Source organism: Pseudanabaena sp. 'Roaring Creek' (assembly GCF_001402795.1).
In the GTDB taxonomy this organism is placed as follows: Bacteria; Cyanobacteriota; Cyanobacteriia; order Pseudanabaenales; family Pseudanabaenaceae; genus Pseudanabaena.
In genome coordinates this window covers 1-10,450 of sequence record NZ_LIRE01000476.1, presented here as the reverse complement: position 1 = coordinate 10,450, position 10,450 = coordinate 1, and the positions used below count along the sequence as shown (strand labels likewise).

The 10,450-nt window shown below is 43.0% G+C and carries 12 protein-coding genes; 7 read left to right on the top strand and 5 right to left on the bottom strand.

The features are described from left to right. Nucleotides 1-324: 324 nt before the first annotated feature. Together AC805_RS15150 and AC805_RS15145 are read right to left on the bottom strand one after the other, a co-directional pair. A complete protein-coding gene (locus AC805_RS15150) occupies nucleotides 325-1,065 on the bottom strand; it encodes a Uma2 family endonuclease (RefSeq protein ID WP_055076195.1) in 741 nt (246 codons plus the stop codon). A 28-nt stretch (nucleotides 1,066-1,093) separates the two neighbouring features. Continuing rightward, nucleotides 1,094-2,233, bottom strand: a complete 1,140-nt coding sequence (locus tag AC805_RS15145) for a GTP-binding protein (RefSeq protein ID WP_055076194.1) — start codon at nucleotides 2,231-2,233, stop codon at nucleotides 1,094-1,096. A 242-nt stretch (nucleotides 2,234-2,475) separates the two neighbouring features. Here AC805_RS15145 and AC805_RS15140 point away from each other — a divergent pair, with 242 nt between their 5' ends. Next, complete coding sequence (locus AC805_RS15140) at nucleotides 2,476-2,976, top strand: hypothetical protein (RefSeq protein WP_055076193.1); 501 nt, start codon at nucleotides 2,476-2,478, stop codon at nucleotides 2,974-2,976. On the opposite strand, the gene AC805_RS15135 is transcribed toward AC805_RS15140, so the two are convergent. Together AC805_RS15135 and AC805_RS15130 are read right to left on the bottom strand one after the other, a co-directional pair. Continuing rightward, entirely contained in the window at nucleotides 2,977-3,321 is a 345-nt protein-coding gene (locus AC805_RS15135) for a slr1659 superfamily regulator (RefSeq protein ID WP_009627714.1), read from the bottom strand. A 98-nt stretch (nucleotides 3,322-3,419) separates the two neighbouring features. After that, nucleotides 3,420-3,995, bottom strand: a complete 576-nt coding sequence (locus tag AC805_RS15130) for a slr1658 superfamily regulator (protein WP_055076192.1) — start codon at nucleotides 3,993-3,995, stop codon at nucleotides 3,420-3,422. Nucleotides 3,996-4,263: 268 nt separating this feature from the next. Here AC805_RS15130 and AC805_RS15125 point away from each other — a divergent pair, with 268 nt between their 5' ends. From AC805_RS15125 to AC805_RS15115, 3 genes are all read left to right on the top strand, one after another. After that, nucleotides 4,264-4,488: a hypothetical protein gene (locus AC805_RS15125; RefSeq protein WP_055076191.1), complete on the top strand. Its 225-nt coding sequence runs from the start codon at nucleotides 4,264-4,266 to the stop codon at nucleotides 4,486-4,488. 356 nt (nucleotides 4,489-4,844) lie between these two features. Then, on the top strand, nucleotides 4,845-5,639 hold the full coding sequence (gene trpA, locus AC805_RS15120; protein ID WP_009627711.1) for a tryptophan synthase subunit alpha: 795 nt from the start codon (nucleotides 4,845-4,847) through the stop codon (nucleotides 5,637-5,639). A 19-nt stretch (nucleotides 5,640-5,658) separates the two neighbouring features. Then, nucleotides 5,659-6,843 (top strand): coenzyme F420-0:L-glutamate ligase, encoded by a 1,185-nt coding sequence (locus AC805_RS15115; RefSeq protein WP_055076190.1) that lies wholly within the window; start codon nucleotides 5,659-5,661, stop codon nucleotides 6,841-6,843. A 319-nt stretch (nucleotides 6,844-7,162) separates the two neighbouring features. On the opposite strand, the gene menB is transcribed toward AC805_RS15115, so the two are convergent. After that, a complete protein-coding gene (gene menB / locus AC805_RS15110) occupies nucleotides 7,163-7,993 on the bottom strand; it encodes a 1,4-dihydroxy-2-naphthoyl-CoA synthase (protein ID WP_055076189.1) in 831 nt (276 codons plus the stop codon). Nucleotides 7,994-9,014: 1,021 nt separating this feature from the next. Here menB and AC805_RS15100 point away from each other — a divergent pair. The 3 genes from AC805_RS15100 to AC805_RS15090 all read left to right on the top strand — a co-directional run bounded on the left by AC805_RS15100 (nucleotide 9,015) and on the right by AC805_RS15090 (nucleotide 10,297). Then, nucleotides 9,015-9,308, top strand: coding sequence for a hypothetical protein (locus tag AC805_RS15100; protein WP_055076187.1), 294 nt, complete (start codon nucleotides 9,015-9,017; stop codon nucleotides 9,306-9,308). A 143-nt stretch (nucleotides 9,309-9,451) separates the two neighbouring features. Beyond that, nucleotides 9,452-10,138: a hypothetical protein gene (locus tag AC805_RS15095; RefSeq protein ID WP_055076186.1), complete on the top strand. Its 687-nt coding sequence runs from the start codon at nucleotides 9,452-9,454 to the stop codon at nucleotides 10,136-10,138. A 48-nt stretch (nucleotides 10,139-10,186) separates the two neighbouring features. Next, nucleotides 10,187-10,297, top strand: a complete 111-nt coding sequence (locus AC805_RS15090) for a PetM family cytochrome b6-f complex subunit 7 (protein WP_009627705.1) — start codon at nucleotides 10,187-10,189, stop codon at nucleotides 10,295-10,297. Nucleotides 10,298-10,450: the final 153 nt, after the last annotated feature.

The window sequence follows — 10,450 nt, the reverse complement described above, 5'->3', positions numbered from 1 at the left end:
TGTCTGGCAATGATTCTAGTAGTTGTCGAAAAAATCCTACTATTGTGTCGAACGATCCTTGTTGTTTCAAAGATCTTGCCCTGCATGAATCATGATCATCCTGATGACATTAACAATAACCCTAATATCAATGGTTTGACTAGCTTGCTTTCATAATGAGAATTGCTGCTGGCGGCAGCTATATAAGCTAATCCAGAGCTAAAAATGGTATAGCCATTTTAGTTTTAGAAATCCTTAAGAGGTCTGGGGGGCAATTCATAAAAGTGTTGTTACACTTTCGTAAATTGGGATAAAAAAGAGTCGGCACTTAGTGCCGACTCTTTTTTATAAATTAGGATCGATTCCTAATTCACGTAACTTTGCAGCCAATGCTTCAGCACGTTGATATTCTCTTTCAGCACGCATACGTTCTTGCTCGGCTTTTTCAGCATTCCACAAGAGCAGGTTGCCATCTTTGTCCCACAATCTTAGCCAGCAGGTGGTAGTGAGCATTCTTGTTCCTGACCATACGCCAAGAAACAAATTTAACTCGGCTATCCATACGCGACCATACTCATCCTTGGGTTGAATCACGTAATAGCCATTTTGCAAAACTCTTACTTCAAGATTTTGGACATAGGGATCGTAGGTGACGTAGACAGGAACCTGCAAAATCTGCTCATAGAAATAAAGCTTGCCGTAGGGTGGCGTGGAGCGTACTGAAAACTCGCCGCCATCAGTATCAGATAAAAACTCCATAACAATACTGACAGCACTACCTTCACGGTATGGCGTATAGCTGCGGCGAATTACGCCTTCATCACTGGGATAAACATGAGGAACATATAGCCAATCTGGAGCTTTGACCACAATTTGTTTGTTGACTGTGGCTACTAAGCCAAAGTTAGAGACTATAAGAGCATTAGCCCCAATTAGATTGGCGGCAACTAGCGCTTCGGTAAGAGCCGCCGCTAATAATGGTTGTTGTTCATTTTCCACGGGATCGTCTGGTAAAACATAATCTGCGGGTAGTGGTTCCCAATTAATTGGGAGTTTGGTGGCGATCGCATTAACTGGAATGACCATAACTTGACCTCTGGTGATAAGGACTTAATTAGACGAGGCAACTTCCTAGATCTGCTAGTAGTTCTTCACGGTGTAAATTACGTCCAATGATCACTAGCTGGTTATTGATTGATTTACCGCGATCATCGGTTTTGAGTTCATAGCGTTTGCCGCTAAGCTGAAAGACGTAGCGATTGTCAATATTGGCAAAATTCAAGATTCCTTTAGCCCGAAATACATCTACAGGTAGCTTTTTATCAAGGAAGTTTTGAAATTTGTCGAGATCGAAGGGGCGATCGCTTTGAAATGAGATCGAAATAAACCCATCGTTTTCTAGGTGATCGGAATGGTGATGATGGTCATGGTGATGATGCTCGTGATTACATTCGGGATCGTGGCAATGTTCGTGGGTGTGAGCATCGCCATGATCGTGATGAGCGTGATCGTGATGGGCGTGATCGTGATGGGCGTGATCGTTATTGGCGTGATTATGGCTAGTCTGTTGCTTCGAGGCGATCGCCGATTGGTCGATCTGGATATCAAGAATTAATGGCAGGGGCACAACTCCTAATTGCGATCGCAAAATTCTTGCTTTAGTCTTAGTTTGATTGATGTAAGTTTCAAGATCTTGCAGCTTTGTTTCGGAAACTAGATCGGTTTTATTCAAGATAATGATGTCGCCGTACATAATTTGAGAGTGGGCTGCATCACTATTGAAATGCTCAGCAGTAAATGCTTCAGAATCAACTACAGTTAAAATCGAATCGAGGCGAGTTAAGTGTTGTAACTCCGTCCCCAAAAAGGTTAAGGCAATTGGTAAGGGATCGGCAACGCCTGTAGTTTCAACGATCATGTAGTCAATGCGATCTCCTCTTTCGAGAACTTTGTAAACAGCATCAACCAGACCATCATTAATGGTGCAGCAAATACATCCATTGCTCAGTTCCATCATGTTCTCATCAACTGAGATCAGCAACTGGCTATCGATATTGATATCCCCAAACTCATTTACTAAAACCGCAACCTTTAAATCCTGTTGGTTTTGTAAAATGTGGTTGAGCAAAGTGGTCTTACCACTTCCTAAAAAACCTGTGATGATTGTAACTGGCATTCCCCGTTTTGGGATATCCACATCAATAGCCTCTGGTGCAACTTCTTGTGTAGTAATGCGATCGGCGGAAGTGGGCATGGACTTTGCATAGAAATAACTGTAACCATCATTTTATAGCCTTTCCCAGTAGTTATGTCCTCAGAACCACAAAGATGAGTGGCGACGCTTCGCGTCGCCACTCATCTTTGTGGTTGCTATACAATTCAAAAGCGCAATCCAAAAGCGCAATCCAAAACTGCTAGGTCACAATTTTGACATTTACTTTCAGAGTTTTATATTCTAAGTTTAATGAGCTATAGCTATACTTAGCACGGATCGCCATGTCAGTTTCAGAATCTCGCATTGTTCCTTGTATTGAAGATATTCTTGCATCCTTAGAAGTCCGCTTTGAATTAGAGGAATCTAGTCTTAAATTGCCCCTAACGCGATCGCTAGAGAAATGTTTATTGTTTGCTGAGGCTAATAAGTACGCCGATCTGAATGAATTGCTCAAGCAAGAGGCTTATGGCTACAGCATTCCTGCACCTAACTATCGATATGTACAGTTAAGCTACTTTGATGTTGGTGGTCAGGTGGTTAATGGTTTGAGTCAGTACAGTAGTTATCCTTTGGTCACTGGCGTTAATAAATTGGAACTACATCTTAAAAACGGACTGACATTGATGTTGCCCAAGCAGATTTTAGCTTTCTTGTCGAAAGTCTCAGGGCGTGAGGTAGATACGGGCTATGTCTCCCCACCAGCAATCAGTAACCTTTTAGATATTATTCGCCATGAAATCGCTAGTGAAATTACTCAAAAAATTTCCAAAAGGACAAACTAGCTAAATCCATTCAAGCTTTAATGATGGCATTAATCTTTGCAGATTTTTGAGGGATTTTCCTTGCCAAGGTATGACTTCAGAGCCTTGAACGATGATACTAATGGTCTCTTTTTGCCGAACCTTGATCACAAATTTAGATAAAATATTAATACCTGAACTATTTAGAAATTCTAATTGACAGAGATTTAGTTTGATTTTTTTGGGAGGTTCTTCTAGTGATTTTTCTAAAATCTGAACGATTGGTGCATATTCCTCCGTACCTGCTAAACGTAACGAACCTTGACAATAAATAGCCATTTCTGATGGCTCATACCAAACGCGATAATCGTCTCCTTTCACTTCCATTCTATCTCTTCTCCTAATACTTCCTAATACAAAAATCCAATTAATCTTTTCTAAAAAAAGTTCCTAAAAAATTCCTAGTTTATGCGCTGAAGATATGGCTAAATTGGTAACTGTATCATTGTAGTGACCATAACTATATCTATATTATTTGGAGACTGTTCAAACTTCCATCCTAAAACTGCTTCATAGTCCATGATCATTGTCAAATAGCCAAGCCCTGAACTTGCCTCATTATCGTTGTCAACGCTTTTTTCGACTTGATTGATGTACATTTCACCAATGTCACTAGTGGTGAGTTCTTGTAAGTACGATTGGAAGTTGACGATCGCATCTGGGTGGACGGAGTTTTTGGATAAAAATATGAGGCGATCTCTAAACAAATGAACTTCTAGATTAACTGGTTGCCCCGCAGTTTTATCGCTATACTTCATTGCATTTTCCAGCAATTCGTTGGCAACAAAACTAACGGCAGAACGAATTTCTGTTTGTTTATTTAAGGCTGCACTAGTATCACCTGGAAAAAAATTCTTAACATAATCTCCCAAAAAATCAGCCGAAAGCCCATTTGTCTTCCATCGTAGCTGAATTGGCAATGAGGATGGCGAAAATCCCAAAACTAAAAATTCGCTTCTTTCGGAAAAGTCTTCTGTAAATTCTCCAAATATTTGCGCCATAATTAACGCCATTTTTACTGATTTTATAGTTGTTTGGCTCTTTCAAGAGTTTGCATATTTGACAAAGCCTTAATAAACCTATGCTCTCTTTTACTATGTTTAGGGACAGGATGCAACCTCATAAGGAGCTAAGGCACAATTAAAAATATGGGCGGTAAGCTCTTATCAAACCCCTAAGGATGAGTGGCGGCGCTTCGCGCCGCCACTCATCCTTAGAGTTGTTGCTATAAAATTGGAAGACTAACCGTAAAACTAACCATAAAACTAAATGTCTGACCAAATCGCTCAAAATGATATTCGCGATCGCGGCGATCGCTCAGTCGAGCAGTGGTTTATCTGTAAACGCGACACAGGTATATGTGAAATTATTAAGACTGACAATAAGGAAAATATTGCTAATTCTGTCGAAACTTGGGGCGGTTTTGCCTCTCAAGGTGAAGCGATCGCTAAACGGATCGGGCTCATCCGTGCGGGAAAATGCCAACCGCTTTAGATAAGTAGCTAGGCGCAAGTAAATATAAAAACCAAAAACCTGTGACGCAAGCGCAGCTTGCGTCACAGGTTTTTAATCTGGATTTTATACCAATTTCCAAAAGTGTGGCTACACTTTTGGAAATTGAAAACCAAACCCAGTAAGTGTTTTAAAATCACAAAATGGCGTAGCCATTTTGTGATTTGGTATTAATTATGTCCAGCTACTTAGCAGGAACAGATGGCATGAAGATGGCGCTATTGATGACATTCGATAAACTTTTAAAAGCCTTGCTTTGCAAGGCTTTTAAAAGTTTATCGATGTAGCCATGAGGCGGTAGTATAATACGGGACTACTTTTGTGGGAATTTTTACGTCATGATATCCGTTTCCGCTCGATTTGAAGAACTGCGAGCTAAAGGTCAAGCCGCGCTGATTCCATTCATTACGGCTGGCGATCCTAACTTAGAGACAACAGCCAAGGCTTTGCGGGTTTTGGATCGAAACGGCGCGGACATGATTGAGTTGGGGGTTCCCTATTCCGATCCCCTAGCAGATGGTCCCGTAATTCAGGCGGCGGCAACTAGGGCTTTACAAAAAGGGACAACCCTTGAAAAGGTTTTGGATGTGGTTAGAACGGTTGCGCCCGAACTCCGATCGCCCATTATTTTATTTACCTACTACAACCCGATCCTAAATATTGGGGTGGAAAAATTTCTACAAACGATCTATGAGGCTGGAGTCCGAGGGTTAGTCGTTCCCGATCTGCCGCTGGAAGAATCCCATGTTTTACTGGAGCCAGCCCAAAAAGCTGGTATCGAGGTGATTTTATTGATTGCTCCGACCAGCCCTCCCGATCGCTGTGCAGCGATCGCTGAAAAGTCTCAGGGCTTTATTTATGTGGTGAGTGCCACGGGGGTCACAGGAGTTCGTACCGAGGTTGCTAAGGGGGTGAAGACGATGATCGAGCAGCTCAGAGTAATTACAGACAAACCGATCGCTGTTGGCTTTGGCATCTCCCAGCCCGAACATGCTAAGCAGGTTATTGATTGGAATGCGGATGGAGCGATCGTGGGTAGTGCGATGGTGAAGAAGTTGGCTGAGCCTGATGGCGGACTCCATGCGATCGCGGAACTTTGCAAAACTCTTAAACAATCTATCAGTAGAGATTAGGAGTTAGAGATTAAGGCTTATGAATATTTTGATCGGTGTGGGCATTGCGATCGCGGGCTTAGGTGGCTTTGTCCTCTTTCTCTGGCTTTTGTTTGAATGGCAATACAAAACTCGCCAAGGCAACTTGCTAGAATTTGACAGTGGGGTTTGGCAATTTCTGACCTATGAGCCAGAGCATTATCGTTTGGAATTACTTCTAACCGCGACCAATTACACCCGCAATCTTGATGTGTTTTTGGTAGAGGTAAATCCTATACTGTCTCTGCTATCCAGCGATAATCTCGACGAAATCCATAGTAAAGTACAACTGCGATCGCGCCATCCCAATACGGGCAGTCGTAATGATAACTATTGGGAGTCCTACATTGTCAATCCCAACCAGAGCACGGGAGTGGAGATTCAGATCGACCTGAGCGGCAAGAATCTCGAAGAACTGAAAACTGCATGGGTACGGGTTGGCTACACCATCTATGGTCCAGCGGGACGCGAAGAAAAAATTAAACACTGCATTATCCCCCTACAGTTTCCCGATGCAAATCAAAGGGAACGCTGGCGACCAACCACCGATGCGGATGTATTGCCAATTCGCACCCATATTCTTTCTGCTGGAGATAATCCTGTAGAAGTCATGCAAAGGTATGTGATGAGCCATGCCCAAGCTGGAGATATTGTGACGATCGCTGAAACCCCGATCGCGATTATGCAGGGTAATTTTTATCATCCCAGCGATATTAAGCCTCAATGGTTAGCCAAGCGCCTTTGTTATTACTTTAAAAGTACCTCTAGCCTTGCCACCGCCTGCGGTTTGCAATCCTTAATCAATGAGTCGGGCGCATGGCGCGTTGCCTTTGCCTTTGTCGTCGGTTCGCTGGCTAAGGCAATATTTCGCGTACCTGGAGTGTTTTATATGCTTGCGGGTGAGCAGGCGCGATTGATTGATGACGTGACTGGTACTTTGCCCCCCTACGATCAATTTATTGTCTTAGGTCCTAAAAATCCTCAAGCAGTAGTCGATGAAATTAAAGCTGGTACGGGACTAGAAGCAGCGATCGTGGATGTCAACGATCTACGGCGGGTTAAGGTCTTAGCTTCTACGTCAGGTGTATCTGAAAACTTGCTCAATCAAGCTCTATTAATGAACCCTGCGGGTAATGCTGCTGAACAAACACCAATAGTTTTAATTCGCCCCAATACGCCTACCTAACGTCAGTTCGTTTTATACCAAATCACAAAATGGCTACGCCATTTTGTGATTTTAAAACCCTTACTGGGTTTGGTTTTCAATTCCCAAAAGTGTGACTACACTTTTGGGAATTGGTATTAAGTGGGTAAATTTTAAAAGCCCAAAAGTAAAAGCCTTGCTAAGCAAGGCTTTTACTTTTGGTTTTGAGAAAGGGTTTGCGTAGCAAACCCTTTCTCAAAACCCGTTTTATCCCAAAGCTCAAAATGGCGTAGCCATTTTGAGCTTTGGGATTATAAATACAAATAAAAAAACGGTGCTTCGCACCTTTTTTTATTTGTATTTACGGCAGTTTAGGATATTGGCGAAAATTGGGTTTGCGCTTTTCGAGAAAAGCCTGTTTACCCTCCTGCGCCTCTTGAGTCATATAAAACAACAGGGTGGCATTTCCTGCTAACTCCTGAATTCCCGCCTGCCCATCGCAATCGGCATTAAAAGCAGACTTGAGGCAACGAATCGCCAGAGGGCTCTTATCTAAAATTTCCTGAGCCCATTGGATGCCTTCAGCTTCCAATTTTTCGATGGGTACAACCTTATTGACTAAACCCATTTCTAGGGCTTCTTGGGCATCGTATTGACGGCAGAGATACCAAATTTCTCGTGCTTTTTTCTGACCAACGAGTCTGGCTAGGTAAGATGCGCCAAAACCTCCATCAAAGCTGCCTACCATTGGTCCCGTTTGACCAAAAATAGCATTATCAGCAGCGATCGTCAGATCGCAAACGACATGTAGTACATGACCGCCGCCGATCGCATAGCCAGCAACCAGAGCAATTACGGGTTGAGGCATCGTGCGAATGAGTCGTTGCAGGTCGAGTACGTTCAAACGCGGCACGCCAGACTCGGAAATATAGCCACCATCACCGCGAACTTTTTGATCGCCCCCCGCACAAAAAGCATATTTACCATCAGGGGCAGGTCCTGCTCCTGTCAGCAAAACTACGCCAATCTCAATATCTTCTCTAGCATCGGCAAAGGCAGCGATCATTTCCGCGATCGTTTTAGGGCGAAAAGCATTACGCACATGGGGACGATTGATCGTAATTTTGGCGATCCCATCAGCTTTGTGATAGAGAATGTCTTCAAATTCGGCGGCGAGTTGCCAGTCGGTCATGGTTTTGGAAGAAAAAAGTACAGGGATTCATCTTATCAAAAGTTATCTTATACCAAAGCTAAAAATGGCTACGCCGTTTTCAGCTTTGACCAGAATCGTTGGGGCGGCTTCGCCGCAGTCACTTGAAATGAGGACAAATCAAACCCCAAGCATTGAGTGGCGGCGCTTCGCGCCGCCACTCAATGCTTGGGGTTTATGTCTAATACACTTGGCGACAGCTATAAAGTCAAAGCGGTGCTGGTGAACTACCAGACGCTGATGCTCTGCATACAGCACTGGCTTCCTGATTCACTAGGATGAGCTTTCTATATCGAAATATAGCGAGTCTTATCGTCCCTCCACAGGCAGAAGTCCTAGTTCCTAAGACCTATATTTTCCTTGCAACACGTCCCTTTAGTTTGGTTTTTACTTTGGGAGTTAGTGGTCAAGATATGCTTATTTTATCATGGATTCGCTAGCGCTCAATTTATTTTCTGGTTCGTTTTCATCCCGTCACCCATCCTGTAAACGGATAGGGTGCGGGACTTCCAACTTACATTAGTTAAATTTTGTCAGCAATCATGTATACAGGAAATAAAGTATTAAGCTATACATGTATACATCATAGCTAGGATTGATTTCAGGAGAAGATCGTAATGATTATTGTATGGAATAGCTTTTTCTTAGGAGTTATTTCTGCTTTTGCCTGCTCTAGCTTAGCTTTGTGGGTAATGGTAATGCTTTCGTTGGGGAAATCTCCTTTGCAATTTAAGTAAAAGTGGGTACTCGAAATTTCTATGAAGCTATGTGAAACTAAGGGAGAGACATTACTTTAACCGTGATGTATAGCAGTAGCCAGTTATGTTAGGACAAAAACAAAACCCAGAAGAGTGTTGCGGCGCTTCGCGCCGCAACACTCTTCTGGGTTTTATGTCTTAACTTATTTGGCTATAGCTGTCTTTCCTTTTATGGGTTTTACCATGACGATTGTAGAGACGATTGCTATAATTGAAGTCTCAAATTTTTTAAGTAAGGGCAAATAATGGCAACTCCCCACAGGACAAAACAGGTAAATCTTCGTTTTCCCCTGCCTTTATTAAGCCAAATCAAATCTCAAGCTGATGCAAAACAACAGGCGATCGCTGATTGGATCTTAGCTGTCGTAAGTCGCGAATTTGTCCCAGCAGAGCCACCGCCAGAGCGATCGCGCCTAGAGCCAGAAATAGCTCCATTTACCTTGCATCCCGAACTGCTAACCTACGTGGAAAGTAGTTTAGCGCCTTTGTATTCTCAAATTAGTGAATTGAGGACACAGTTGGGGGAGTCCAAAGCCTGATTGACCAAGGGAAATCCAGTCAGGCAAATAATTTCGTCCCTCAAGAAGAGCGTTCAGATCGCCGCAGTCAAGCACCTGCTGGGGTTAGTTCTTCCGCTAATGCCAAACCATTATTCAATTCTTTAGCAGGCTTTGCTTTAGAGGTGGGCGATCGCTTAACGATCAATGGTGAAGAAGTAATTTTTAAAGGATGGGTCGATCAATCGCAGACCGCAATCGAGGTAAAGGCGATCGCCGATCCCTCTTCAGTCAAAAAAATTCGCGCTAAAGAAATCAAAAGCCTGTCGCGATCGCAGGATCTTGATAATGTCGAGGGCTCAGCCCCAAAATCTTCTGAACCATCGGACGATCATCGTGAAGCTCAGACAAGGATGGCGGAAAACTTAGACCCATCTCCTCCCAAATCAGACGCGAAGGAAAATGGCGAGGCTATTCCTCGGAACGATCTTAGGGACAGCCCTCAAGCGTCAGCAGCTAGCGATCGCTCTGAAGTATCAGAGGAAGTTATCGAAAAGCCCAAAGAACCTGAATATAACGCTTGGGAAGTTTGGACTTATTTAGAACGTCAACGGGTGAAAACCTTAAAACTGCTTAATACATTTCAGGCAGAATGGGAAGCAAATCGCTTTGTCCGTGAAGCCGAGCGCAGTGCGCCGCCTAACTTACGGGTACATTATGAGGTGCGCCCGATCTGGCTAGATGAAGAAGAAATTAAACGCTCTTATCAAACCACCGCCAGCTCCCATACATCTCCTGATGATCGGGATGAGAGCCATCACGAAGAATATGAGGATGCGATCGATGTGGAGGTGGTTACAGAGTCATTGTAAAATTCTTAACAATACAAAAAATATTATTTAGATTATTTGGAGAAAATTATGGGAGAACTAGCTAATGCAATGATTCTATCGATGGTATTGATTCCCGTCGGTATTGCCTTTGGATACTTCTTACTAAAGCTACAGGGCGAAGAACAAGAAGAAGCTTAATTGTTATCTTTTTTCGTTGTCTTTTTTATAGAAACGGGATAAAAGCGGTGCTTAGCACCGCTTTTATTTTTTCTAAAAATCTCTTAACTTTTTGATGGTAAATTTTTAAAAAAATCAGCCAGAATCTATTTAGGCTTAACGCTTAGGCTCTTG

What these genes read in the sequence shown, in the direction of transcription:
- AC805_RS15150 (WP_055076195.1), bottom strand. Translation starts at nt 1,065, where the DNA reads ATGGTCATTCCAGTTAATGCGATCGCCACCAAACTCCCAATTAATTGG.
- AC805_RS15145 (WP_055076194.1), bottom strand. Translation starts at nt 2,233, where the DNA reads ATGCCCACTTCCGCCGATCGCATTACTACACAAGAAGTTGCACCAGAG.
- AC805_RS15140 (WP_055076193.1), top strand. Translation starts at nt 2,476, where the DNA reads ATGTCAGTTTCAGAATCTCGCATTGTTCCTTGTATTGAAGATATTCTT.
- AC805_RS15135 (WP_009627714.1), bottom strand. Translation starts at nt 3,321, where the DNA reads ATGGAAGTGAAAGGAGACGATTATCGCGTTTGGTATGAGCCATCAGAA.
- AC805_RS15130 (WP_055076192.1), bottom strand. Translation starts at nt 3,995, where the DNA reads ATGGCGCAAATATTTGGAGAATTTACAGAAGACTTTTCCGAAAGAAGC.
- AC805_RS15125 (WP_055076191.1), top strand. Translation starts at nt 4,264, where the DNA reads ATGTCTGACCAAATCGCTCAAAATGATATTCGCGATCGCGGCGATCGC.
- trpA (WP_009627711.1), top strand. Translation starts at nt 4,845, where the DNA reads ATGATATCCGTTTCCGCTCGATTTGAAGAACTGCGAGCTAAAGGTCAA.
- AC805_RS15115 (WP_055076190.1), top strand. Translation starts at nt 5,659, where the DNA reads ATGAATATTTTGATCGGTGTGGGCATTGCGATCGCGGGCTTAGGTGGC.
- menB (WP_055076189.1), bottom strand. Translation starts at nt 7,993, where the DNA reads ATGACCGACTGGCAACTCGCCGCCGAATTTGAAGACATTCTCTATCAC.
- AC805_RS15100 (WP_055076187.1), top strand. Translation starts at nt 9,015, where the DNA reads ATGGCAACTCCCCACAGGACAAAACAGGTAAATCTTCGTTTTCCCCTG.
- AC805_RS15090 (WP_009627705.1), top strand. Translation starts at nt 10,187, where the DNA reads ATGGGAGAACTAGCTAATGCAATGATTCTATCGATGGTATTGATTCCC.